Origin of the sequence: Spirillospora sp. CA-108201 (genome assembly GCF_050936235.1) — a bacterium.
Classification (GTDB): domain Bacteria; phylum Actinomycetota; class Actinomycetes; order Streptosporangiales; family Streptosporangiaceae; genus Spirillospora.
Genome location: NZ_JBNJNE010000001.1, coordinates 7,967,617 through 7,990,540 on the forward strand (window position 1 = coordinate 7,967,617; position 22,924 = coordinate 7,990,540).

General features: G+C 73.7%; 21 protein-coding genes. 16 read left to right on the forward strand and 5 right to left on the reverse strand.

Annotated features, from left to right (window positions below):
• The first annotated feature begins 56 nt into the window (after positions 1–56).
• The 14 genes from ACQEU6_RS38315 (at position 57) to ACQEU6_RS38380 (ending at position 14,443) form a co-directional block, all read left to right on the forward strand.
• Complete coding sequence (locus ACQEU6_RS38315; RefSeq protein ID WP_499338589.1) at positions 57–2,267, forward strand: branched-chain amino acid ABC transporter permease; 2,211 nt, start codon at positions 57–59, stop codon at positions 2,265–2,267.
• Positions 2,260–3,009: an ABC transporter ATP-binding protein gene (locus tag ACQEU6_RS38320; protein WP_499338590.1), complete on the forward strand. Its 750-nt coding sequence runs from the start codon at positions 2,260–2,262 to the stop codon at positions 3,007–3,009. Before ACQEU6_RS38315 ends, ACQEU6_RS38320 begins: the two co-directional genes overlap by 8 nt.
• Positions 3,002–3,745, forward strand: coding sequence for an ABC transporter ATP-binding protein (locus tag ACQEU6_RS38325; RefSeq protein WP_499338591.1), 744 nt, complete (start codon positions 3,002–3,004; stop codon positions 3,743–3,745). Before ACQEU6_RS38320 ends, ACQEU6_RS38325 begins: the two co-directional genes overlap by 8 nt.
• 6 nt (positions 3,746–3,751) lie before the next feature.
• The gene (locus ACQEU6_RS38330; RefSeq protein ID WP_499338592.1) at positions 3,752–4,105 is read left to right on the forward strand and encodes a hypothetical protein; all 354 of its coding nucleotides are present in this window, start codon (positions 3,752–3,754) and stop codon (positions 4,103–4,105) included.
• An 85-nt stretch (positions 4,106–4,190) separates the two neighbouring features.
• A complete protein-coding gene (locus ACQEU6_RS38335; RefSeq protein WP_499338593.1) occupies positions 4,191–5,390 on the forward strand; it encodes an NADH:flavin oxidoreductase in 1,200 nt (399 codons plus the stop codon).
• Entirely contained in the window at positions 5,383–7,038 is a 1,656-nt protein-coding gene (casI, locus tag ACQEU6_RS38340; RefSeq protein ID WP_499338594.1) for a steroid-22-oyl-CoA synthetase, read from the forward strand. Before ACQEU6_RS38335 ends, casI begins: the two co-directional genes overlap by 8 nt.
• Before the next feature lie 16 nt (positions 7,039–7,054).
• Positions 7,055–8,218, forward strand: a complete 1,164-nt coding sequence (locus ACQEU6_RS38345) for an acyl-CoA dehydrogenase family protein (RefSeq protein WP_499338595.1) — start codon at positions 7,055–7,057, stop codon at positions 8,216–8,218.
• The gene (locus tag ACQEU6_RS38350; RefSeq protein WP_499338596.1) at positions 8,215–9,204 is read left to right on the forward strand and encodes a bifunctional MaoC family dehydratase N-terminal/OB-fold nucleic acid binding domain-containing protein; all 990 of its coding nucleotides are present in this window, start codon (positions 8,215–8,217) and stop codon (positions 9,202–9,204) included. The genes ACQEU6_RS38345 and ACQEU6_RS38350 overlap by 4 nt, the downstream gene beginning before the upstream one ends.
• Positions 9,204–10,268: an acyl-CoA dehydrogenase family protein gene (locus tag ACQEU6_RS38355; RefSeq protein ID WP_499338597.1), complete on the forward strand. Its 1,065-nt coding sequence runs from the start codon at positions 9,204–9,206 to the stop codon at positions 10,266–10,268. The genes ACQEU6_RS38350 and ACQEU6_RS38355 overlap by 1 nt, the downstream gene beginning before the upstream one ends.
• Before the next feature lie 11 nt (positions 10,269–10,279).
• Complete coding sequence (locus ACQEU6_RS38360; protein ID WP_499338598.1) at positions 10,280–10,726, forward strand: MaoC/PaaZ C-terminal domain-containing protein; 447 nt, start codon at positions 10,280–10,282, stop codon at positions 10,724–10,726.
• On the forward strand, positions 10,723–11,898 hold the full coding sequence (locus ACQEU6_RS38365; protein ID WP_499338599.1) for a lipid-transfer protein: 1,176 nt from the start codon (positions 10,723–10,725) through the stop codon (positions 11,896–11,898). Before ACQEU6_RS38360 ends, ACQEU6_RS38365 begins: the two co-directional genes overlap by 4 nt.
• Positions 11,895–12,749 (forward strand): MaoC/PaaZ C-terminal domain-containing protein, encoded by an 855-nt coding sequence (locus ACQEU6_RS38370; protein WP_499338600.1) that lies wholly within the window; start codon positions 11,895–11,897, stop codon positions 12,747–12,749. Before ACQEU6_RS38365 ends, ACQEU6_RS38370 begins: the two co-directional genes overlap by 4 nt.
• An 11-nt stretch (positions 12,750–12,760) precedes the next feature.
• On the forward strand, positions 12,761–13,552 hold the full coding sequence (locus tag ACQEU6_RS38375) for an SDR family NAD(P)-dependent oxidoreductase (protein WP_499338601.1): 792 nt from the start codon (positions 12,761–12,763) through the stop codon (positions 13,550–13,552).
• 261 nt (positions 13,553–13,813) lie between these two features.
• Positions 13,814–14,443 carry an HNH endonuclease family protein gene (locus ACQEU6_RS38380; RefSeq protein WP_499338602.1) on the forward strand — a complete coding sequence of 210 codons (630 nt, stop codon included), beginning with the start codon at positions 13,814–13,816 and terminating at the stop codon, positions 14,441–14,443.
• Between the two features lie 152 nt (positions 14,444–14,595).
• On the opposite strand, the gene ACQEU6_RS38385 is transcribed toward ACQEU6_RS38380, so the two are convergent.
• From ACQEU6_RS38385 to ACQEU6_RS38395, 3 genes are all read right to left on the reverse strand, one after another.
• Complete coding sequence (locus ACQEU6_RS38385; RefSeq protein WP_499338603.1) at positions 14,596–15,528, reverse strand: aminoglycoside phosphotransferase family protein; 933 nt, start codon at positions 15,526–15,528, stop codon at positions 14,596–14,598.
• A gap of 112 nt (positions 15,529–15,640) precedes the next feature.
• Positions 15,641–17,233, reverse strand: a complete 1,593-nt coding sequence (locus ACQEU6_RS38390; protein ID WP_499338604.1) for a Coagulation factor 5/8 type domain-containing protein — start codon at positions 17,231–17,233, stop codon at positions 15,641–15,643.
• Positions 17,234–17,337: 104 nt separating this feature from the next.
• Positions 17,338–18,459 carry an FAD-dependent monooxygenase gene (locus ACQEU6_RS38395; RefSeq protein ID WP_499338605.1) on the reverse strand — a complete coding sequence of 374 codons (1,122 nt, stop codon included), beginning with the start codon at positions 18,457–18,459 and terminating at the stop codon, positions 17,338–17,340.
• Positions 18,460–18,521: 62 nt separating this feature from the next.
• On the opposite strand from ACQEU6_RS38395, the gene ACQEU6_RS38400 reads away from it, so the two are divergent.
• Both ACQEU6_RS38400 and ACQEU6_RS38405 read left to right on the forward strand, forming a co-directional pair.
• A complete protein-coding gene (locus ACQEU6_RS38400; protein WP_499338606.1) occupies positions 18,522–18,968 on the forward strand; it encodes a MarR family winged helix-turn-helix transcriptional regulator in 447 nt (148 codons plus the stop codon).
• A gap of 122 nt (positions 18,969–19,090) precedes the next feature.
• Complete coding sequence (locus ACQEU6_RS38405; protein ID WP_499338607.1) at positions 19,091–20,650, forward strand: FadD3 family acyl-CoA ligase; 1,560 nt, start codon at positions 19,091–19,093, stop codon at positions 20,648–20,650.
• A gap of 7 nt (positions 20,651–20,657) precedes the next feature.
• On the opposite strand, the gene ACQEU6_RS38410 is transcribed toward ACQEU6_RS38405, so the two are convergent.
• Together ACQEU6_RS38410 and ACQEU6_RS38415 are read right to left on the reverse strand one after the other, a co-directional pair.
• A complete protein-coding gene (locus ACQEU6_RS38410; protein WP_499338608.1) occupies positions 20,658–21,560 on the reverse strand; it encodes an acyl-CoA dehydrogenase family protein in 903 nt (300 codons plus the stop codon).
• A complete protein-coding gene (locus ACQEU6_RS38415) occupies positions 21,557–22,738 on the reverse strand; it encodes an acyl-CoA dehydrogenase family protein (protein WP_499338609.1) in 1,182 nt (393 codons plus the stop codon). The genes ACQEU6_RS38410 and ACQEU6_RS38415 overlap by 4 nt, the downstream gene beginning before the upstream one ends.
• Positions 22,739–22,924: the final 186 nt, after the last annotated feature.

Genomic DNA, 22,924 nt, shown 5'->3' on the forward strand with positions numbered 1-22,924 from the left:
CGCGACGGCGGCCGGAGGCGTCCTCCCCATGGCGGTGAACAAGTGGCGGTGACCACGTGACCACGTTCCTGACCTACACCATTCTCGGCCTGGTCCTCGGCTCGGTGTACTCCATCGCGGCCTCGGGGCTCGTGCTGACGTACAACACCTCAGGGATCTTCAACTTCGCGCATGGCGCGCAGGCCATGTTCGGAACGTTCCTGTACTGGCACTGCACCGAGCGGTGGGGCTGGCCGGCGTGGCTCGCGCTGATCGTCGTGGTCGGCGTCGCCGGCCCCGCGATGGGCGCCGCCCTGCACGCCGCCATCATGCGGGGCCTGCGCGGCACCGCCGACGTCACGAAGATCATCGTGACGGTGGCGGTGCTGCTCGGGACCGTCTACCTGGCGCAGTGGATCTGGAACCCCGACGAGGCCCACACCGTGGACATGTTCTTCGGCGCGGGCTCGAAGATCACGATCGCGGGGGTGGTGGTCCGCTCCCACGAGATCGTGTGCCTGGCCGCCGCCGTCGCCATCGCCGCGGGGCTGCGGGTGCTGTTCACCCGCAGCCGGGTCGGCGTGGTGATGCGCGGGTCCGTCGACGACCCCGACCTGCTGCGGCTGAACGGCCACGACCCGGAGCGCGCCGCGATGCTGTCGTGGGCGCTCGGGTCGACGCTGGCCGTGCTCGCCGGGGTGCTGATCGTGCCGATCAGCGGCGGCGGGCTGGACGCGAACGCGCTGACCCTGCTGGTGATCGACGCGTTCGCGGCGGCGATGTTCGGGCGGCTGCGCAGCATCCCCCGCACCTTCGCCGGCGCGATGGTGCTCGGCCTGGCCGCGAACTACGTGCTGGCCTACCTGCCGTCGGCGGGCACCTTCACCGGCAACCTGCGCGTCTCGCTACCGATGATCATCCTGTTCGTCGTGCTGGTGGTGCTGCCCCAGGACCGGCTGCGCGGGGCCGCGGTCCGCACCCGCGAGCGGTACCGGCCGCCGACCGTCCGGTCGGCGGCGGTGTGGGGGCTCGTGCTGGTCGCGGTCGTCCACCTCTACAGCCTGCTGCTGTCGGACGGCGCGATCACCACGTTCTCGCTCGGCATGACGTTCGCGATCATCGCGCTGTCGCTGACCGTCCTCACCGGCTACGCGGGCGAGCTGAACCTCGCGCCGCTGGCGTTCGGGGCGGTCGCGACGGTGGTGGCGTTCCACTTCGGCGTGCAGGGCAGCGGCCTCGCGGCCCGGACGAACCTCCAGGGCGTGCTGCTCGCCGTCGCGGCGGCGGCGCTGGTCGGCGGGCTCGTCGCGCTGCCGGCGCTGCGGCTGCGCGGCCTGTACCTGGCGCTCGCGACCATGGCGTTCGGCGAGTTCCTGTCGAACATGGTGCTGCGCGACACCACCGAGCACGAGCTGTTCGGGATGAGGTTCACCCTCTTCCCGGACGGGGCGCTCGTCGTCCCGCCCCTGAAGGCCGGCCCGCTGGACCTGCGGGACGGGACGACCTCGCTGATGACCGCGACCGTGCTGTTCGCGCTCATCGCCGTCGGGCTCGCCGCGCTGCGCGGCAGCGGCTACGGGCGGCGCCTCGCGGCGATGAAGGACAGCCCGGCGGCGACGGCGATGCTCGGGCAGAACCTCGTCCGGCTGAAGCTGAGCGTCTTCATGATCTCCGCGGCGATCGCGGGGCTCGGCGGCGTGCTGATGTCGGCGGCGACCGGGACCGTCGCGCAGGAGAACTTCTCCTTCGTCGGCAGCCTCGCCCTGCTCATGCTCGTCGTGGTGGCGGGCATCGGCTACCTCAGCGGCGCCCTGTTCGGCGGGCTGATGGCGGGCGTCGGCTCGGCCGTCCTCGTCTCCACGTTCGGCGACCTGGCCCTGGAGAACGAGGGCATGGCCACCGTCTACCGGGCGCTCGGCCACCTCGTCCTCGTCGGGACGGCGCTGGTCGGGATGGGCGTCGGCCGGAACCCGAGCGGGTTCGTGCACGACCTCGTGGACGGCTACCGGGAGATCAGGACCGCCCGGCCCCTGCTGATCGGGGCGGGGGCGCTGGGCGCCGTCCTGTACGTCCTCGCTTTGACCGGCGTGATCGGCGCCTGGACGTTCGCGCTGGCCGCGCTGTGCGTCGTCATGCTGCTGCCCGTCGTGGGCCGCGCCTACCTGGCGGAGGGACGCGGGGCCCGCCCGGCGCCGCTGGAGCTCGCCGGCGTGGACGAGCCCTACACCGACGAGCTGCGCGCCCGCCTCGACCGCGAACTCGGCCTGAAGGGAACGGTCCATGCCTGAGACCCCGCCCCTGCTCGCGACCCGGGGCGTCACCGTCCGGTTCGGCGGCAACACCGCCGTGGACGACGTGAGCCTCACCGTGGACGAAGGCCGCATCACCGGGCTCATCGGCCCGAACGGCGCGGGCAAGACCACGATGTTCAACACCGTCACCGGACTCCAGAGGCCCGCGTCCGGCCAGGTGCTCCTGGACGGGGACGACATCACCCGCCTGTCCCCGGCCAGGCGCGCCCGGCGCGGCATGGCGCGGACGTTCCAGCGGCTGGAGCTGTTCCTGTCGCTGTCCGTGCGCGACAACGTCCGCGTCGCGGGCGACGTCCTGCGCGCCACGTCCCGCAGGCGGTTCGACCTGAACGAGGAGACCGACCGGATCCTGGAGCGCACGGGCCTCACCGACGTCGCCGGCCGCGACGTGTCCGACATCCCGATCGGGCGGGCCCGGGTCGTGGAGGTGGCGCGCGCGCTGATGACCTCGCCGCGCGTGCTGCTGCTGGACGAGCCCGCCTCCGGCCAGACCGAGAGCGAGACGGAGGCGTTCGCCGGGATGCTCACCGGCCTCGCCGCCGAGGGCCTCGCGATCTGCCTGGTCGAGCACGACCTGCCGCTCGTCATGGGGCTGTGCTCCACCATCCACGTCCTCGACTACGGCGCGCTCATCGCGTCCGGCACGCCTCAGGAGATCAAGGAGTCGCCGGAGGTCGTCGCCGCCTACATCGGCACCGAGGAGGCGCGTCATGCCTGAACCGAACGCGGTCACCGAGCCGGCCGCGGCCGCGGAGCCGGAGCCGCTGCTCGAACTGAGGGGGATCCGCGCGGGTTACGGCGCCATCGAGGTCCTGCACGGCGTCGACCTGGCGCTGCGGCCCGGCTCGCTGCTGGCGCTGCTCGGCCCGAACGGCGGCGGCAAGTCGACCGCGATGCGGGTGTGCGCGGGCCTGCACCCGCCGACCGGCGGGGACCTGCTGTTCGCCGGGCGCAGGGTGAACGGCGTCTCGGCGCAGGACGCGGCGCGCCTCGGCGTCTGCGCGATCCCCGAGGGCCGCGGGATCTTCCCCAACCTGACGGTGCGGGAGAACCTGTGGGCCGCCACCGGCACCGGCGCCCGGCTTGAGGACCTGGAGGAGCGGGCCTACGCGCGCTTCCCGATCCTCGGCGAGCGCCGCCACCAGCTCGCCGGATCCATGTCCGGCGGCGAGCAGCAGATGCTCGCGCTGTCGCGCGCGCTCGGCAGCGACCCCGCGGTGCTGCTGCTCGACGAGCTGTCCATGGGCCTCGCGCCCATGATCGTCACCCGGATGTACGACACGGTCGCCGAGCTGGTCGAGGGCGGCCTGTCGGTGCTGGTCGCGGAGCAGTTCGCCCGCGCCGTCCTGCCGATCGCCGACACCGCCGCGCTGATGCTGCACGGGCGCGTGGTGGCGGCCGGCCCGCCCGCCGAGATCGAAGACCGGCTGTCCAGCGACTACCTGGGAGGTTGACCCACCATGCTCACTGAGGAACGGCGCCAGCAGTTCAAGGACGACGTCGCGCGGCAGCGGCTGAGGACCGACCGGTCCCGCTTCGACGGGGCGGGGCGGATCGCCGGGATCCTGGCCATGATCGTCGGCATCGCCGGGACGTTCGTCGCCTACAACGTCTCGCTCGCCAAGGACGACCTGCGGGACGTGGGCTCGCTGCAGACGCTCGCCGTCGGGTTCCTGGCGGTGACCGTCCTCGGCGCGGCCCTCCACCTGGCCGCCGCCGTCACCCGCGTCCTGCGCCTGTGGCTGCTGCGCCAGCTCGTGGAGCAGCAGTCCCAGGCCGACCAGATCGCCGCCGCCCTGCGCCGGGACGCCTAGCGGCCCGTTGCTCCCAGTCAGCGGGATGTCCGGAGTGCCCGGACATCCCGCTGATTAACGTCTAGTCCGGATGGAGGACTCTGAGATGAACGACCAGAAGCCCGACATGTTCGAGCCGGCCAAGCTCGGCCCCGTCACGCTGCGGAACCGCACGATCAAGGCGGCGACGTACGAGGGGCTGACCAAGGACGGCCAGGTCACCGACGCGCTGATCGACTTCCACGTCCGGCACGCGCGCGGCGGCGTCGGGATGACCACCGTCGCGTACTGCGCCGTCGCCCCGGAGGGCCGCACCGACCGCCGGCAGATCCACTGGCGGGACGAGGCGATGCCCGGCCTGCGCAGGCTCACCGACGCCGTGCACGCGGAGGGGGCGGCCGTCCAGGCGCAGATCGGGCACGCCGGCCCGGTCGCCAACCCCAAGAGCAACAAGCTCCCCGCGCTCGCGCCCAGCCGCCACTTCCACCTGACCACGCAGACCGTCGCGAGGGCCGCCACGCACGCGGACCTGGAGCGCGTCGTCGAGGCGCACGCCCGCGCGGGCCGGATGGCGATCGAGGCGGGGTTCGACTCCATCGAGATCCACATGGGGCACAACTACCTGACGAGCTCGTTCCTCAGCCCCAAGGTGAACCACCGCAAGGACGAGTACGGCGGGTCGCTGGAGAACCGCGCCCGGCTGGCGCGCGACATCGGCCGCGCCGTCCGCGACGCCGTCGGCGACCGCATCGCGATCACCGCGAAGCTCAACATGGACGACGGCGTGCCCGGCGGCTTCTGGATCGACGAGGCCATCCAGGTCGCCCGGTGGCTGGAGGCCGACGGCTCCGTCGACGCCCTCCAGATGACCGCCGGCAGCTCCCTGCTCAACCCCATGTACCTGTTCAAGGGCGACGCGCCGCTGCACGAGTTCGCCTCGGTCATGAAGCAGCCGACCAAGCTCGGGATCAAGCTGATCGGCAAGCACTTCCTGAAGTCCTACCCCTACGAGGACCTCTACCTGCTCAGGGACGCCCGGCAGATCCGCGCCGCGGTGAAGCTGCCGATGATCCTGCTGGGCGGCGTCACCGACCGGGCGGGCATGGACACCGCGATGGCGGAGGGCTTCCAGTTCGTCGCGATGGCCCGCGCCCTGCTGCGCGAGCCCGACCTGATCAACCGGATCCAGGACGAGCCCGCGACCGAGTCGCTGTGCATCCACTGCAACAAGTGCATGACCGCGATCTACGGCGGCACCCACTGCGTGCTGTCCACCGAGCCGGCCTGGGGCGCCGCGGGTGCGTGACGAGACGATCGCGGCGATGCTGCTGGCCCGGCTGGGCGACGCCCGGCCCGGCCTGCGCAGCCGCGAGCGGACCTGGTCGTGGGACGAGGTGGTCCGGGAGAGCGCGGCCCGCGCGTCGCTCGCCCGCGAACTGCGCCGGGACGGCCCGTTCCACATCGGCGTGCTCTTGGAGAACGTCCCCGAGTACGTCCTGTGGCTCGGGGCGGCGGCGCTGGGCGGCGCGACGATCGTCGGGATCAACTCCACCCGGACCGGCGCCTACCTGGAGCAGGAGGTCCGGCACACCGACCTCCAGCTCGTCGTCACCGACCGGGCCGGGCTGGAGCTGCTGGACGGCCTCGACATCGGCGTCCCGCGCGACCGCTTCCTGCTGGTCGACGACGACGGCTACCCGGAGCTCGTCGCCGCCCATGCCCGCGAGCCCGGGGCCGACGGGTCGGTCACGCCGGAGACGCAGCTGCTGCTGCTGTTCACCTCCGGGACGACCGGCGCGTCGAAGGCGGCGCGCTGCTCGCAGGGCCGGCTCGCCGAGCTGGGCCGCGACAACAGCGCCAAGTACGACGTCAAGCGCGAGGACGTCAGCTACTGCCCGATGCCGCTGTTCCACGGCAACGCGCTGATGGCGCTGTGGGCGCCGTCGCTGGCGGTCGGCGCGACCGTCGTCCTGGCGCGGAGGTTCTCCGCGTCCGGGTTCCTGCCGGACGTCCGGTACTACGGCGCGACCTTCTTCACCTACGTCGGCAAGGCGATCGGCTACGTCCTCGCCACCCCCGAGAAGCCCGGCGACGGCGCCAACACGCTGACGCACGGGTTCGGGACGGAGGCGTCCCCGGAGGACAAGGCCGAGTTCCTGCGCCGCTTCGGCGCGCGGCTGGTCGAGGGCTACGGGTCCAGCGAGAGCGCCGGCATGATCAGACGGGATCCGCAGGCACCGCCGAGCGCGCTCGGGTGCCCCGCCCACGACGGCGTCCGCATCGTCAACCCCGAGACCCGCGCGACCTGCGCGCCCGCCGTCCTGGACGGGCACGGCCGCGTCACCAACGCCGAGGCCGCCGTCGGCGAGATCGTCGACGTGCACGGCGCGGCCAGGTTCGAGGGCTACTACAGGAACCCGGAGGCCGACGCCGAGCGGGTCAGGCACGGCTGGTACTGGACGGGCGACCTCGGCTACGTCGACGGCGACGGGTTCCTGTACTTCGGCGGGCGGTCCGGCGACTGGATCCGGGTGGACTCGGAGAACATCTCCGCGCTGCTCACCCAGAACGTCGTCCGCCGCCACCCGAAGATCGTGGACGCGGTCGCGTTCGGCGTGCCCGACCCGCGCTCCGGCGACCAGGTGATGGCGGCGATCGAGATCCCCGAGGGCGTCCGGTTCGAGGACCTGGACCTGCCCGCCTTCCTGGCCCGCCAGGACGACCTCGGCACCAAGGGCGCGCCGCGCTTCGTGCGCGTCTCGCACGCGCTGCCGACGACCGGGTCGGGAAAGCTCAAGAAGAAGGAGCTGCAGCTCGACGGCTGGCGCACGTCCGACCCCGTGTACCGGTGGGAGGGCCGGGGCTCGCCGGAGTACGTCCCGATGACCGAGGCGGACAAGGCCGCGCTCCGCGAGGAGTTCACCGCCGCGGGCCGCGGGCGCTTCCTCCCCTGACCGAGAAAGGGCATGTATGGATCTGCGTGAGTCCGAGGCGCATCGCGAGTTGCGCGCGGAACTGAGGGCGTACTTCGCGGGCCTGCTGCCCGAGGACGTGCGGCGCCGCGCCGGCGAGCAGGGCGTGGGCGGCGAGCGGTTCCGCGAGATCGTCAAGATGCTCGGCAACGACGGCTGGCTCGGCTACGGCTGGCCGGAGGAGTACGGCGGGCAGGGCCGGTCGATCGCCGAGCAGTACGTCTTCTTCGACGAGGTGCAGCGCGCCGGGCTGCCGTTCCCGTTCGTCACCGTGAACACGGTCGGCCCCACGCTGATGCGGTTCGGCACCGACGAGCAGAAGCGCAGGTACCTCCCCGGCATCCTGTCCGGCGACCTCGTCTTCGCGATCGGCTACACCGAGCCCGAGGCCGGGACCGACCTCGCCTCGCTGCGCACCCGGGCCGTCCGGGACGGCGACCGGTACGTGATCGACGGCAGCAAGGTCTTCACCAGCGGCGCCAACACCGCCGACCACGTCTGGCTCGCGGCGCGCACGAACCCGGACGCGCCGAAGCACAGGGGCATCTCGATCCTGATCGTGCCGACCGACGCCGACGGGTTCTCCTGGAGCCCGATCCCGACGGTCGGCGGGATGGTCGTGACGGCGACCTACTACAACGGCGTCCGGGTGCCCGCGTCGTCGGTGGTCGGGGGCGTCGACGGCGGCTGGAGCCTGATCACCACGCAGCTCAACCACGAGCGCATCGGGCTCGCCGCGCTCGGCGGCCGGATGATCCGGCTGTGGGAGGACGTCCGCGACTGGGCGCGCGAGACCGGGGCGATCGACCTGCCCTGGGTGCGCGCCGACCTCGCCCGCACGCACGCCAGGCTGGAGGCGATGCGGCTGATGAACTGGAAGATGACGATGGCGGTGGAGGCCGGGACGCTGACCGGCGCGCAGGCCGGCGCGGCCAAGACCTACGGGACCGAGACGCACATCGACGTCCAGCGGACGCTGACCGGGGTCCTCGGCGCCGCCGGCCGGATCCGCCCCGAGTCGCCGGGCGCCGTGCTGCACGGGCAGATCGAGCAGCTGTCGCGGCAGGGCATCGTCAACACCTTCGGCGGCGGCGTCAACGAGGTGCTGCGCGACATGGTCGCCGTCCAGGGGCTGGGCCTGCCGAGGTCGAGGCGGTCATGAGCGGCGGCGAGGAGTACGAGGCCCGGCTCCGGGCGTGGGTCGGGCGGCCCTACGGCGCGCGCCGGGCCGGGCAGGACCCGGTCAACGTCCCCATGATCCGGCACTGGGTCGAGGCCATGGAGGACGGCAACCCCGTCTACCTGGACGAGGAGGCCGCGCGGGCGACCGGCCGCGACGGCGTCGTCGCGCCCGCGTCGATGATGCAGGCATGGACGATGCGCGGGTACGCCGCGTCCGTCCGCGCCGACCCCGCGGGCCCGGACGAGCTGACCGAGCTGCTCGCCGAGGGCGGCTACACCTCCGTCGTCGCCACCGACTCGGAGTTCGAGTTCCACCGGGAACTGGTGCCGGGCGACCGCGTCAGCGTCGAGGAGACCGTCGAGTCGATCTCCCCGGAGAAGAGGACCGCGCTCGGCGCGGGACGCTTCGTCAGCACGGTCAAGACGTACCGGGACGGGGCGGGCGAGGTCGTCGCCACGCAGCGGTGGCGCCTCCTGAGGTTCCGCCCCGCCGACAAACCGGCGGAGACGGCGGTGGAGAAGCCGGTGGAGGGGGCCGGGCCGAAGGCGCTGCGCCCGCGCCCGGCGATCAACCTGGACAACGCGTTCTGGTTCGAGGCGGCCCGCGAGCACCGGCTCGTCATCCAGCGCTGCGCCGACTGCAAGTCGCTCCGGCACCCGCCGGGACCGTGCTGCCCGCAGTGCGGCTCGTTCGACTGGGACACCGTCCGGGCGTCGGGCGACGGCCACGTCCACAGCTACGTCGTCAACCACCACCCGCGCCACCCCGCGTTCGACTACCCGCTGGTCGTCGCCGTGATCGAGCTGGCGGAGGGCACGCGGCTGATCGCGAACATGACCGGGACCGCGCCGGAGGACGTCGAGATCGGCATGCCCGTCGTCCTCGACTGGATCGACCCGGACCCCGACCTGTCCCTGCCGGTGTTCCGCCCGGCCGGACCGCCGCACGATCTCAAGGAGCGCTGATGGACTTCACGCTTGGCGAAGAGCTGGAGGCGGTCCGGGACCTCGCCCGGCAGATCTTCACCGACCGCGCCACGCAGGCGCGGATCAAGGACGCCGAGGGGTCCGCGCACGGGTACGACGAGGGCCTGTGGGCCGAGCTCGGCGAGACGGGCCTGCTCGGGGTCGCGCTGCCCGAGTCCGCGGGCGGCGCGGGCCTCGGCGCCGCCGGCCTGGCCGTCCTGCTGGAGGAGCAGGGCCGCACCGTCGCCCCCGTCCCGGTCTGGCCCGCCGTCGTCGCCGCGCTCACCCTCGCCTCGCACGGCGAGGACGTCCCCGGGGCCTTCGCCGACGGGACGTCGCGGCCGACCGTCGCGCTGGAGGAGTTCGGCCCCGCCGACCCGGCAGCGCCGCGCTGCACCGCCGTCCGCGACGGTGGGAGCTGGCTGCTGACCGGCACGAAGGCCGCCGTCCCGACGCCGTTCGGGGCGAGCCACGTCCTCGTCTCGGCCGCGTCGCCGGAGGGGCCCGGCCTGTTCCTGCTGGAGGCCTCGGCCGCCGGGACGTCGTGGGAGCGCGCCGAGACCACCGGCCGCGACGCCGCCGGGCACCTGACCCTCGACGGCGCCCCGGCGCGCGCCCTTCCGGACGGCGCGCTGGCCACGGCGCTGCGGCTGGCCCGCGTCTCGCTGGCCGCCGTCCAGGTCGGCGTCGCCGACGGCGCGCTGCGCATGGCCGCCGACTACCTGTCCGGCCGCGCGCAGTTCGGCCGCCCGCTCGCCACCTTCCAGGCCGCCCAGCACCAGCTCGCCGACTGCTACATCGAGATCGACGCGCTGCGCGTCTGCCTCTGGCACGCGCTCTCGCTGGTCGACGCCGGGGAGGACGCCGAGACCGCCGTCCTCGTCGCCAAGTGGTGGTCGGACGAGGGCGGGCTGAACGTCGTCCACCGCGTCCAGCACCTGCACGGCGGCATCGGCGTGGACGTCGACTACCCGGTGCACCGCCACTTCCTGTGGGGCAAGCAGATCTCCGGGACGCTCGGCGGCGCGTCCCGCGACCTGGAGCTGCTGGGGGCGGCCCTGTGATCGGAGACGCTGTGAGCAGGAACTACGAGGACGTGGCGGTGGGGGAGGAGCTTCCCGAGCTGAGCGTCCCGCTGACCCGCACGATGATCGTCGCGACGGCGCTGGCGAGCCGCGACTACCAGGACGTCCACCACGACCCGTCGCTCGCCGTCGAGCGCGGCTCCCGGGACGTCTTCATGAACATCCTGACCACCAACGGGCTCGTCGACCGGTACGTGACGGGCTGGGCCGGGCCCGCCGCCGTCGTGAAGGCCATCAGGATCAGGCTGGGCGCGCCCAACCACCCGGGCGACACGATGGTGCTGACCGGCGCCGTCGCGGCCAAGGACGACACCGGCCGCCGGGTCGAGGTCGCCGTGCGCGGCGTCAACGCGATCGGCCCGCACGTCACCGGCACCGTCGTGGTGGAACTGCCCCCCGTCGGACCCGCGGCCGGAGTACGGGGGAGCGGCGCATGAGCGTGCTGCCAGGGGCGGCCGCGGTCGCCGGGATCGGCGCCACCGAGTTCTCCAAGGAGTCGGGCCGCAGCGAGCTGCGGCTGGCCTGCGAGGCGGTGCTCGCCGCGATCGTCGACGCGGGGCTCCAGCCGTCCGACGTGGACGGCATGGTGACCTTCACCGCCGACACCAGCTCCGAGATCCACATCGCCCGCAACCTCGGCATCGGCGAGCTGAAGTTCTTCTCGCGCGTCGGGCACGGCGGCGGCGCGGCCTGCGGCACCGTCCAGCAGGCGGCGATGGCCGTCGCGACCGGCGTCGCCGACGTCGTCGTGTGCTACCGCGCGTTCAACGAGCGTTCCGGCACCCGCTACGGCCTCGGGCAGGCCGACCGGCCGATGGACGTCAGCGCCGACAGCGCCGCCTACGCGTGGATGAACCCGTTCGGGCTCTCGACCCCCGCCCAGTGGGTCGCGATGTTCGCCCGCCGCTACATGCACGAGTACGGCGCGACCAGCGAGGACTTCGGCCGCATCGCCGTCGTCGACCGCAGGCACGCCGCCGCGAACCCGGCCGCGTGGTTCTACGGGCGGCCGATCACGCTGGAGGACCACCAGGCGTCCCGCTGGATCGCCGAGCCGCTCCGGCTCCTGGACTGCTGCCAGGAGAGCGACGGCGGTCAGGCCCTCGTGGTCGTCTCCGCCGAGCGCGCCCGCGACCTCCCGCACCGGCCCGCCGTGATCTGGGGCGCGGCGCAGGGCTCCGGCAACGACCAGCACATGATGACCAGCTACTACCGCTCGGAGATCACCGGCATCCCCGAGATGGGCCTGGTCGGGCGGCAGCTCTACGGGCAGTCGCGGCTCACCCCGGCCGACGTCCAGGCCGCGATCCTCTACGACCACTTCACGCCGCTCGTCCTCCCGCAACTGGAGGAGCTGGGCTTCTGTGCGAAGGGCGAAGGCAAGGACTTCGTCGCGGACGGCAATGTGGAGCTCGGCGGCCGGCTGCCGGTCAACACCCACGGCGGCCAGCTCGGCGAGGCCTACATCCACGGGATGAACGGCATCGCGGAGGGCGTCCGCCTCGTCCGCGGCACCTCGGTGAACCAGCCGGGCGACGTCCACAACGTCCTCGTCACCGCCGGGACCGGCGTCCCGACCAGCGGTCTGATCCTGGGAGCCGACGAATGAACGAGCGGAGCGAACCGGGGGGCGCGGGGGGTCGGCCCCCCACCGGCGGCGGCGCCCGCGAATGGCAGGGGCGCGCGCTCGGCGCGCGGACGGTGACCTACGACGAGACGCGGCCCGTCCTCTACGCGCTCGCCGTGGGCGCGGGCGCCTCGGACCTGGACCTGGTCTTCGAGGAGAGGCTCCGCGTCCTGCCGACGTTCGTGCTGACCCTCGCCCAGTGGGCGCCGGACGTCCTCGGGTCGGCGGGCGCCTTCGACGTGCGGACGGCCGTCCACGGGACCCAGCGCCTCCGCGTCCTCAAGCCGCTGCCGCGCTCGGGCTCGGTGGAGATGAGCGCCCGCGTCACCGACGTGTGGGACAAGGGCTCCGCGGCCGTCTTCGACGTGGCGGTCGAGAGCGAGTACTTCGAGGCGACGTGGTCGCTGTTCGCGCCCGGAGGCGGCGGATTCGGCGGCGAGCGGGGCCCCGCGTCCCGCCGCCGTCCGGGGACCGACCCGGAGGGCGTGCTGACCGTCCGCACGTCGCCCGACCAGGCGGCCCTCTACCGGCTGCTCGGCGACCGCCACCACCTGCACATCGACCCGGAGGCGGCGAAGGCGGCCGGGATGCCGCGCCCGATCATGCACGGCCTGTGCACGCTCGCGGCCGTCACCCTCCCGCTCGCCGAGTCCGCCGGCGCCCACCCGGCCGACCTCGCCGAGCTCGAAGGCCGCTTCGCCGCGCCGGTCTTCCCCGGCGACGCCCTCCAGGTGAGCACCTGGCGGGACGGTGACGCGGTCCTCTTCGAGGCGGCCGTGGACGGGACGACGGTCATCTCGGGCGGACGGGCACGTTTCGCCGCCGCCCGCTAGGCTGCGGCGCTATGGCCGAACCGTCGAGCGTCGTCGTGACCGGCGGGAACCGGGGTGTGGGACGGGTGGTCGCCGCGGAGGCCGTCCGGCGGGGGTACCGGGTGACGATCGTGGCGCGCCGGCCGGACGCGGGCGCCGCCGCCGCGCGCGAGATCGGCGCGGACCTCGTCGTGGGCGACCTGTCGTCCGTCCGCACCGTCCGTGAGCTGGCCGGGGCGCTCGCCGCAGCCGATCCCGGGCCGGGCGTGCTCGTGCACAACGCGGCGCTCTGGCCCTACCGGCGCGAGATCAACGAGGACGGCTTCGAGCAGTCGTTCTTCACCAACCACCTGGCGCCGTTCCTGCTGAACCGCCTGCTGGAGGAGCGGCTGCGCCGGGTCGTGCAGGTCAGCGCCGCCCTCTACGCCACGGGCCGGGTCGACCCCGAGCGGACGCCCGAGGGCCGGGACTTCCACCCCGTCCGGACCTATGCCGACACCAAGCTGGCGAACCTGCTGATGGTCCCGCTGTTCGCCGAGCGGTGGAAGGCCGCCGGGGTGACGATCGACGCGGTGCACCCGGGCGTGCTGCGCACGGAGCTCACCACGCGGGGCGGGCCCCTCGGCGTGCTCATGAGGGTGGTCCGGCCGGCGCTGAAGCCGGTGGCCAGGGCCGCCCCACCGGTCGTCGACCTGGTGGACTCCGGCGGCACCGGACGGTACTTCCAGGTCGCCAGGGAGAAGCCGCTCAAGCCCAAGGCCCGCGACGGCGCCCTCGCCCGCCGCCTCTGGGACGACGCCGAAAGCGTCCTCGCGACCGTGTAGCGCCGGGGGCCCGGCCTCACGGCGGCCGGGGTTCAAGCGTTCTTCATCCGCCGTTACGGGAACGGCGGCGCCTGTTCCGTCGCAGCTCAGCGGCCTTCGCCCGGCGACGGACGTCACCTTCCGACCAACCGCGGCGCCGCGCATGGGCAAGGCGTGACATTTATTCGTATTTGTCAACAATGTCACCGTCGCAGTGCCGTCGTTCCCGCTCCCCCTCGGGGCCCCAGCCCCGGCCCGGGGACGACCGCGGAAAGGCGTCCGATGCGACGACTCCTCACGCTCGCGCTCCCCGCCGCCCTGAGCGCGGCCCTGCTCGGCGCGGCGGCCGCGCCCGCGTCCGCCACCCCGCCCAACATCCCGTCCGCCGCCACGGCCGCGAGCCGCCTCGGCACCCTCACCGTGGCCGCCGAATCGCACGGGAGCACCTACGACCGCGACCTGTTCCCGCACTGGATCACCATCTCCGGGACGTGCAACACCCGCGAGACCGTGCTCAAGCGGGACGGCACGAACGTCACCACCGACTCCGCCTGCGCCGCGACGTCCGGCAGCTGGTACTCGCCCTACGACGGCGCCACCTGGACGCTCGCGTCCGACCTGGACATCGACCACATGGTCCCGCTCTCCGAGGCGTGGGCGTCCGGCGCCTGGTCCTGGACGACCTCGCGCCGCCAGTCGTTCGCCAACGACCTCGGCGGCCCCCAGCTGTGGGCCGTCACCGACAACGTCAACCAGGCGAAGAGCGACAAGGACCCGGCCGAGTGGCAGCCGTCGGTCGGCTCCTTCCGCTGCACCTACGCCCGCGCCTGGATCCAGGTGAAGTGGTACTGGGGCCTGACCGTGGACAGCGCGGAGAAGAGCGCGCTCACCACGATGCTCGGCACCTGCTGACCGACCCGTCCCGCCGACCGCGCCGGCGCCCGCGAGAACCTTCCCGCGGGCGCCGGCCTCCAGATCGCGCGGTCTACGTCCGGGCCGCCGGCCCGGGCGTCGGCCGGCTCGAACAGACCTACGCGCGCGGGCGCCGCGCCGCCTCCGCGAGGTCAGCCGGCCCGGTGCCGCAGGAGGACGGTGGCGATGGCCACCTGGGCGGGATGCAGGGCGGTCTCGCCGTCCTCGACGTCCCACAGCGCGTTCTGCAGGACGCGCCCGAGCGTCCAGCCGGTCGCCCGCCGCCGGTCCAGGCCGAGGGCCTCGGTCAGCAGGTCGAAGCGGCGCAGGACCGCCCGGGTGACGTCGCCGCTCGCGACCACCTCGTCCCACCGGTTGTCCAGCGCCGGCAGCAGGTCGAAGCCGGGGTCGCCGGCGAGGGGCTTGGGGTCGATGGCCAGCCAGGGCTCCCGCTCGGCGGCGAGGACGTTGTCGTAGTGCAGGTCCCAGTGCAGCAGGCGGTCGCCGGGTTCGCCGACGAGTTCGGCCACGGCGGACGCGCAGGTCCGCACCAGCCGCCGGTCGGCCGGGTCGTCCAGCGCGGGCACGGCCCCGGGTACCTGGTCGAGCATGTCGGCGGCGATGTCGGCCAGGCGGCGCAGCCCCGCGGGCGCGGGCACAGCGACCAGGCGCACCAGCAGCTCGGCCAGCACCCCGACGGCGGCGTCGTCGTCGGCCACCGACGACAGCGGCCGGGTCGCGTCCAGGCGTTCGAGCAGCATCGTGCCGGTGTCCGGGTCGTGGTCGAGCAGGCGCACCGACCCGTCGCCGTCCCATGCGCGCAGGCCGACCGGTTCGGTGGCGTGCTCGTCGGAGACCGGCTGGAGCTTCAGCGCGGCGGGGATGCCGTCCGCGCGGGTCACCGGCAGCACGAGCGAGGCCATGCCGTGGCGTCCCGGACCGTCCAGGCGCAGCGCCCAGCGGTCCAGGAAGGCGGCGGCCAGGTCGGGCAGCGCGGCGATCCAGGCGCGGCCGGACGCGCCGCCGTGCTTGCCGTGCGAGGCGGCCAGCGCCTCGGGAACGTCGATGCGGATCGACGTGCTCATGGTTGACGTCTCCTTCGTGGGCTCCGGTTCTGGTCGCGTGTCACGAAGGAGACGTCGGCGGTGCCCGGCTTCCGGGCAGGGGTCAACGCATGCCCGGAAGCTTACCGATCTTTCAGGACGGCGCCGTCTCGGCGCCGCGCCACATCCGCAGGTAGACCTCCGCGCCGCGCGCCATGTCCTCGGTGATCTCCGGCCCGCCGACCGCGCGCAGGTCGGCGATCCAGTCCGGGACGAGGCCGTAGTTCGCGACGCCGTCGGTGTTGAGATCCCAGGTGCGCAGCCCGGCGCGCAGCCGGTCGAGCTTCACGGCGGGGTCGATCGGCGAGGCGAAGGGGTAGCGCAGCGGGCCCGCGTCGCCGCCCGTGCGGGGCTCCGGCAGCGCGCCCATGCCGTTGGCGTCGAGCCCGTACCCGTAGCCGAACGGGCGGGCGGGGTCGCGCTGGGACTTGTCGCGCCGCCACTCGGCGGTGAACCGGTCGGCGGCGCTGCCGTACCCGGCGACCATGCCGCCGAGCCGGTAGACGCGGGGCAGGTAGGTCGCGTCCATCCAGCTGTGGGACGAGATGACGCCGGGGTACCGCGCGGCCTCCAGGACGCCGAGGGCCTGGCCGGCGGCCTTCGCGCTCATGTGGTCGATCTCGACGATCATGTGCCGCTTCATCATCCCCTGGACCGTGTACGCGCCGAGGTCGCTGAGCCCCCGGACGTTGCAGTGCGGGCCGCTCGGATAGACCGGCAGCGTGATCCCCGCCAGTCCGAGCAGCTTCAGGAGCGGTTGGAGGGCGTCGCCGACCTCGCCCGCCGGGGCGATCGTGTTGTCGTGGGCGGGGCCGGTGCACGTCTCGGCCTGCCAGAACCGCCCGGTGCCGACGAAGTTGGCGACGTTGACGATCGCCCCCGCGACGCCGCCGTCGAAGCGCACGCCGCACAGGGCGTTGTCGTACTTGTGGCACACGAACATCGAGGCCACGCCGAGGCTCCTCGCCTCGTCCAGGCCCCGGTCGATGTCGGCGCGGGTGCAGGCGGGGGCGCCGTTGACGAGCCGGCAGCCGAACGGCTCGGAGGTCTCGATGCCGAGGACGACGGCGAGCTTGCCGTCCTCGATGACGCGGCGGGCGTCCGCCGAGTCCCGCACGATGCGGAACCAGCCCTTGCCGGGGCCGCCGCTGCGCTCGTCGATGAAGGACTGCATCTCCCGCATCCGCTGCGCCTGGAGCCGGATGCCGGCCATCTCGTCGCAGGGGTTGCGCTTGAGCGGGTAGATCTCGCAGAGCTGCCGGTTGTCCACCAGGTGGTTGACGAGGATCCGCTGCCCGGCCCGCCAGGACCGCTCCAGCCACTCGTAGTAGACCTGCTGGTGGGTGCGGGAGTCGTAGGCGGGCCAGTCCTTGAACGTCGGCCAGCCGGTCGGGTCGTGCGTCCCGAACGGGGTGCCGTACCTGTTGAAGTTCTCCCACCAGGCGAGCACGCCGTTGCCGGCGTGGTCGGGGCAGTCGCGCAGCGCCTCCTGGATGCCGCGCGGGTCGAACGGCTCGCCGCACATGAGCGCGCCGCCGAACGCCTCGTACGCCATCAGGTGGCTGTGGGCGTCGATGTAGCCGCGCACCTCGCGCGGCTCGCCCTCCGCGTGCGCGCGGGGGACGGGGAGGAGGGCGAGCAGGAGAACGAGAAGGATCGGAACGCGGGTGGCACGGCGGACGGGCATGGGGCACCTCGGCCGGGGAGACGTCCAGTGGCTCTCAGCCGAGTGAAACACCGATCCCGCTAAATGTGAATAGTCCTCACATAATCCCCGGTCAGCCGGGTGCCTCAGGAGGACCCCGCCGCGAGGCGGTTGCTGAACCGGGCGAGCATGGCGCTCTGGGACGTCTCCGGGATCAGCCGGCCGACCAGCGGCGGGATGCGCCAGTTCGCGGGGTTGCGCCGCGCCATGCGGGAGACCAGGGAGATCTGCGGGTGGCGGGCCGTCTCGTAGGCGCGCAGCCGCGCCGCCGGGTCGCCTTCCCCGGCCAGCTCGCGGCCGAGCACCCAGGCGTCCTCAAGCGTCTGGTTGGCGCCCTGCCCGAGGGTGGGCGGCATGGTGTGCGCGGCGTCGCCGACCAGGGTGACGCGGCCCTCGCCCCAGACCTTGCGCACCCTGTTCCAGTGGTGCCCGAAGAACTCGACGTCGTCGTCGGCCGCGGCGGCGAGCACCTCCGGAACCGGGGACGCCCAGTGCCCGAAGCGCCGCCGCAGCTCGTCCAGCGGGGACGCGGGCCGCGGGTCGCCGGGCGTCCAGCGCATGTCGAACCACCACTGGAGCAGGCCGCCGCCCGCGGGCATGAGCCCGCACGCGCCCTCGCGTCCGGTGATCATGAGATGGCGGTGGGTGCCGGTCAGGTCGATGCCGATGGGGCTGAGCCCCTGCCAGGTGCCGAACGCCGCGGGCCGCACGGCGCCGTCGCCCCACAGGCGCCGCCGCACCGCCGAATGGTGGCCGTCCGCTCCGATCAGCAGGTCCCCGGTGTCGGTCGATCCGTCGTCGAAGGACGCCGTGACGCGGTCGCCGTCCTGGGTCAGGCCCGTGCAGGCCGCGCCGTGGCGGACGAGGTCTTCGGGCAGGCCGCCGGCGAGCCGTCCGAGCAGGTCGCGGCGGGCGATGGCCTTGGTCTCGAAGCCGTAGCGGGACGCGGCGTGCGCGATGTCCTGCCCGGTGCGCAACCGCCCGGAGGACGTGAGGGCGTCGATCCGGTCGATGCGGTTGCCGGCGCCGTCCAGCGTGACGCCGAGATCGTGCAGGACGGCGTTGCCGTTGCTCCAGATGAGCACCGCCTTGCCGCCGGGCCGGGGGCCGGGCGCCTGCTCGTGGACCCGCACCTCGTGGCCCGCGGCGAGCAGCGCGCGCGCCACGGCCAGGCCGCCCACTCCCGCGCCGATGACGAGGATCTCCATGTCTCCTCCAAAATGAAGTATCTCCGATACGAAGATACATCGCTCCGGAGTATCCTTCGAGGGTGGGTGCCGAACGGGCGGGAGAGGACGTCTTCCGCGAATTCCTGATCGCGGTCCTCCTCCACAACGAGGCGGTCGCCGACCGGCTCGGCCTGCGGCCCCTCGACGTCGCCGCCGTGATCCTGCTGGAGATGCGCGGCCCCCTGCCGGTGGGCGCGATCTCCGAGGAGCTCCGGCTGCCCTCCGCCTCGGCGACCCGGCTGGTCGACCGGCTGGAGAAGGCCGGCTACGCGCGGCGGGTCCGCGGCGAGCACGACCGCCGCACGGTCACCGTGGAGCTGGTCGAGGACGGCCTCGACGACTACCGCGCCCTCGCCGCGGGCGCCCGCCGCCACCTGGACGAGGTCGGCGCCCGCTACACCCCGGAGCAGGCCCCGCTGCTGATCGGCATGCTCGACGGCATCGCCGCGGCCTACCGAACGGCCGCCAACGACCTGCGCGCCCCCTAGCGGCAGGGAAGCGGGACGGATCCGGATCGCGTCTACACCCTCGATCGCGGGGGCGAGACGGGTGTACCGGTCACCGGGACGCCGACGGCCGGGCCGGGGTGCGGCGGGGATGATGGTGGCCCATGAGCGAGCTGACGGTTCCGGGGTTGGTGGCGCGGGCGGCGAGGGAGTTTCCGGACGCGGAGGCGGTCGTGGACGGCGACGTCCGGGTCGCCTACGCCGAGCTGCGGGAGCTGGTCCGCGAGGCGACGGGCGCGTTCGCCGGAGCGGGGATCGAGCCGGGGGACCGCATCGCCGTCTGGGCGCCGAACGGCCTGCGCTGGATCGTCACCGTGCTCGGCGCGCTCGGCGCGGGCGCGACCCTCGTCCCGCTCAACACCCGCTACAAGGGCGACGAGGCCCGGTGGCCGCTCTCCAAGGCCGGGGCGAAGATCCTGTTCGTGGAGGACGGGTTCCTCGGCATCGACTACCCCGGCATGCTCGGCGTGGACGCGTCCGGCGCCCCCGGGCTGCCCGCGCTGCGGACGGTCGTCACGTTCAACGGCGGCGCCCGCCCGGGAGTGATCTCCTGGGACGACTTCACCGCCGCGGCCGCGCCCCCGGACGAGGCGGACGCGCGGTCGGCGGCCGTCGCGCCGGACGACGTCGCCGACATCCTGTTCACCTCCGGGACCACCGGCAGGCCCAAGGGCGCCATGGTCACGCACGAGCAGAACGTCCGCACGTACCGGGCGTGGGCGGGCCGCACCGGCGTGCGGGCCGGCGACCGCTACCTCATCGTGAACCCGATGTTCCACACGTTCGGCTACAAGGCCGGCGTGCTGGCGTGCGTGATGCAGGGCGCCACGATGGTGCTGCAGCGCACGTTCGACGTCCCGGAGACCCTGCGGCTCATCGAGCGCGAGCGGATCACCGTCCTGCCGGGGCCGCCGACCATCTACACCGCGCTCCTGGACGCCCCCGGCGGCGACGAGCGCGACCTGTCGTCCCTGCGGCTGGCGGTGACGGGCGCGGGGGACGTGCCCGTCGCGCTGGTGCGGCGCATCAAGGACGAGCTGTTCCCGCAGGTCGTGACCGCCTACGGGCTGACCGAGTCGTCCGGCACGGTCTCGGCCTGCTCGGTGGACGACGACGACGAGACCATCGCCACCACGTCCGGTCGGCCCATCGACGACGTCGAGGTCGCGATCGTCGACGGCGAGGGCGGGCGTGTCCCGGCCGGGACGGACGGCGCGATCCTCGTGCGCGGCTACAACGTCATGAAGGGCTACCTGGACGACCCGGAGGCGACCGCCGAGACGGTCCGCGACGGCTGGCTCGACACCGGCGACCGCGGGCGCGTCGACGAGCGCGGCAACATCACCATCACGGGCCGCACCAAGGAGATGTTCGTCGTCGGCGGGTTCAACGTGTACCCGGCCGAGGTCGAGAACGTCCTCGCCCGCCACGACGCCGTCGCCGAGTCGGGCGTCATCGGCGTCCCGGACGCGCGCATGGGCGAGGTGGGGCGCGCCTACGTCCGGCTCCGCCCCGGCAGGACGGCCGCGCCGGACGAGCTCGTCGCGCACTGCCGGGAGCGGCTCGCGAACTTCAAGGTCCCCAAGGAGGTCGTCTTCGTGGACGACCTCCCGAAGACCGCGTCCGGCAAGATCTGGCGCGTGAAGCTCAAAGAGCGCCTCTGACCAGCGCCTAGAGGGCCGCGAGGACCCGGGCCCTGTGCTCGGCCACGGTGCCCCACGCCGAGTACAGGGCCCGCGCCTTGCGGATCCACAGCGACGGGTCGTACTCGTCGGTGTAGCCGATCGCGCCGTGCACCTGGAGCGCGGTCTTGGCCATCCCGTAGGACGCCTCGGACGCGGCGACCTTCGCGGCGGACGCGTCCCGCGCGAAGTCCGGCGTCCCGTACGCCAGCGCCGCCCCGTACACGAGCGGGCGGGCGAACTCCAGCTCGACCATCGCGCTCGCCAGCTGGTGCTTGATCGCCTGGTACTCGCCGATCGGACGGCCGAACTGCTGCCGCGTCCTGGCGTACTCGACGGACACCTCCAGCAGCGCCCGCCCGAGCCCGACCTGCTGCGCCGCGCACAGCAGCACGCCGAAGTCGGTGCGCCCCGCGCCCTCGGGGACGCGGAACAGCCGCCGCGCCGGGTCGAGCGACGCGACGGCCTCTCCGGTCGCCTTCCGCTCGACGCCGTCGACGCTGAGCACCAGGTCGGCGACGTCGGCGTCCAGCGCGTGCGGGACGGCGAGCGTCACGACCGCCTCGCCCTCGGCGATCCGCGGCAGCCACGGCGACTCGCCCAGCAGCTCGGCGGCGGCGAGCGTCTCCACGTAGGGGCCGGGCGCGGCGGCCCGCCCCAGCTCCTCCGCTGCGACGGCCAGCTCGACCGGCAGCAGCCCGGCGCCGCCGGCCTCCTCCGGGACGGCCACCGCGAACGCCCCGGCCTCGGCGACCGCGGACCACAGCGCCCGACCGGGCCCGGCGTCCCCGGCCGCCCAGGCGCGGGCCGCCTCGGCGGTGCCGGGGCCGCCCAGCAGCTTGCGCAGCGTCCCGCCGAACATCCGCTGCTCGGCGGAGAGAACGAACTTCACCGGGACCCCCTCGGCAGGCCGAGCAGCCGCTCGGCGATCACGTTGCGCTGGATCTCGTTGGTGCCCGCGTAGATGGGCCCGGCCAGCGAGAACACGTAGTTCTCCAGCCACTCCGACTCCAGTTCGCCGTCCGGGCCGAGCAGGTCGAGCGCGGTCTCGTGCAGCGCCACGTCCAGCTCCGACCAGAACACCTTGTTCAGGCTCGACTCCGCGCCGACGTCGTCGTCCCGCGACACCGTCTCGAACCCCTTGAGCCGGTAGGCCCGCGCCCTGATCCAGGCGTCCGCGACCCGGTCGCGCAGCGCGCCGCCGGCGTCGTCCGCGCGCTCCCTCCACAGCTCGACGAGCCGCTCGGCCGCCGCGGTGAACCGCCCGGGGCTGCGCAGCGTCAGGCCGCGCTCGTTCCCGGCGGTGGCCATCGCGACGCGCCAGCCGTCCCCGGGCGCGCCGATGACGTCCTCGTCCGGCACGAAGACCCTGTCGAGGAACAGCTCGGCGAACGCGGGCTTGCCGTCCAGCCGCCCGATCGGGCGGACCGTCACGCCCTCGGCGTCCAGCGGGAACATCAGGTAGGTGAGCCCCTTGTGTCTACTCACAGTGGGGGGACGACCCCCCACACCCCCCGGTTCGCTCCGCTCATTTCCGGATTCGGGGTCGGACCGGAACAGCCCGAACCCCCGGTCGGCGAACGCGGCCCGCGAGCTCCACGTCTTCTGCCCGTCGAGCAGCCAGCCGCCGTCGGTGCGGGTCGCCGTCGACCGCAGGGCCGCCAGGTCGCTGCCGGCGCCCGGCTCCGACCACGCCTGAGCCCAGATCACCTCGCCGCCCGCCATCGGCGGCAGGATCCGCGCGAGCTGCTCCGGCGTCCCGTGCTTGAGCAGCGTCGGCGCCAGCAGGTTGATGCCGTTCTGGCTGACCCGCCCCGGCGCGCCCGCCGCGTAGTACTCCTCCTCGAAGACGAGCCATTGCAGGACCGACGCGCCGCGTCCGCCGTACTCCTCCGGCCACGACACCACGCCCAGCCGCGCCGCCCCGAGCGTCCGCTCCCACTCCCGGTGCGCCGCGAAGCCCTCCCCGGTCTCCAGCGACGGGAGGGGCAGCGCCGGGACGTGCTCGCGCAGCCACCCCCGCACCTCGCCGCGGAACTCCTCGTCCGCCGCCCCGAACTCAAGATCCATGCGACCCTCTTTCTAACAACTGTTTGGTAGAGTAGCCGCCCCTCGCCGCCCCCGCCTCCCCCTCCCGCCCAGTGAGATCCCCGGCGGCCGGAAAGGCCCCTCGGGCGCCGCCGCCCGGCGGCCGCCGAGCGGCCCGCGCCCGGCGGCCGCCGCGGGCCGCTCGGCGCGCCGGGGGCGCCGCTCTCC

What these genes read in the sequence shown, in the direction of transcription:
- ACQEU6_RS38320 (WP_499338590.1), top strand. Translation starts at nt 2,260, where the DNA reads ATGCCTGAGACCCCGCCCCTGCTCGCGACCCGGGGCGTCACCGTCCGG.
- ACQEU6_RS38325 (WP_499338591.1), top strand. Translation starts at nt 3,002, where the DNA reads ATGCCTGAACCGAACGCGGTCACCGAGCCGGCCGCGGCCGCGGAGCCG.
- ACQEU6_RS38330 (WP_499338592.1), top strand. Translation starts at nt 3,752, where the DNA reads ATGCTCACTGAGGAACGGCGCCAGCAGTTCAAGGACGACGTCGCGCGG.
- ACQEU6_RS38335 (WP_499338593.1), top strand. Translation starts at nt 4,191, where the DNA reads ATGAACGACCAGAAGCCCGACATGTTCGAGCCGGCCAAGCTCGGCCCC.
- ACQEU6_RS38345 (WP_499338595.1), top strand. Translation starts at nt 7,055, where the DNA reads ATGGATCTGCGTGAGTCCGAGGCGCATCGCGAGTTGCGCGCGGAACTG.
- ACQEU6_RS38350 (WP_499338596.1), top strand. Translation starts at nt 8,215, where the DNA reads ATGAGCGGCGGCGAGGAGTACGAGGCCCGGCTCCGGGCGTGGGTCGGG.
- ACQEU6_RS38355 (WP_499338597.1), top strand. Translation starts at nt 9,204, where the DNA reads ATGGACTTCACGCTTGGCGAAGAGCTGGAGGCGGTCCGGGACCTCGCC.
- ACQEU6_RS38365 (WP_499338599.1), top strand. Translation starts at nt 10,723, where the DNA reads ATGAGCGTGCTGCCAGGGGCGGCCGCGGTCGCCGGGATCGGCGCCACC.
- ACQEU6_RS38370 (WP_499338600.1), top strand. Translation starts at nt 11,895, where the DNA reads ATGAACGAGCGGAGCGAACCGGGGGGCGCGGGGGGTCGGCCCCCCACC.
- ACQEU6_RS38375 (WP_499338601.1), top strand. Translation starts at nt 12,761, where the DNA reads ATGGCCGAACCGTCGAGCGTCGTCGTGACCGGCGGGAACCGGGGTGTG.
- ACQEU6_RS38380 (WP_499338602.1), top strand. Translation starts at nt 13,814, where the DNA reads ATGCGACGACTCCTCACGCTCGCGCTCCCCGCCGCCCTGAGCGCGGCC.
- ACQEU6_RS38385 (WP_499338603.1), bottom strand. Translation starts at nt 15,528, where the DNA reads ATGAGCACGTCGATCCGCATCGACGTTCCCGAGGCGCTGGCCGCCTCG.
- ACQEU6_RS38390 (WP_499338604.1), bottom strand. Translation starts at nt 17,233, where the DNA reads ATGCCCGTCCGCCGTGCCACCCGCGTTCCGATCCTTCTCGTTCTCCTG.
- ACQEU6_RS38395 (WP_499338605.1), bottom strand. Translation starts at nt 18,459, where the DNA reads ATGGAGATCCTCGTCATCGGCGCGGGAGTGGGCGGCCTGGCCGTGGCG.
- ACQEU6_RS38405 (WP_499338607.1), top strand. Translation starts at nt 19,091, where the DNA reads ATGAGCGAGCTGACGGTTCCGGGGTTGGTGGCGCGGGCGGCGAGGGAG.
- ACQEU6_RS38415 (WP_499338609.1), bottom strand. Translation starts at nt 22,738, where the DNA reads ATGGATCTTGAGTTCGGGGCGGCGGACGAGGAGTTCCGCGGCGAGGTG.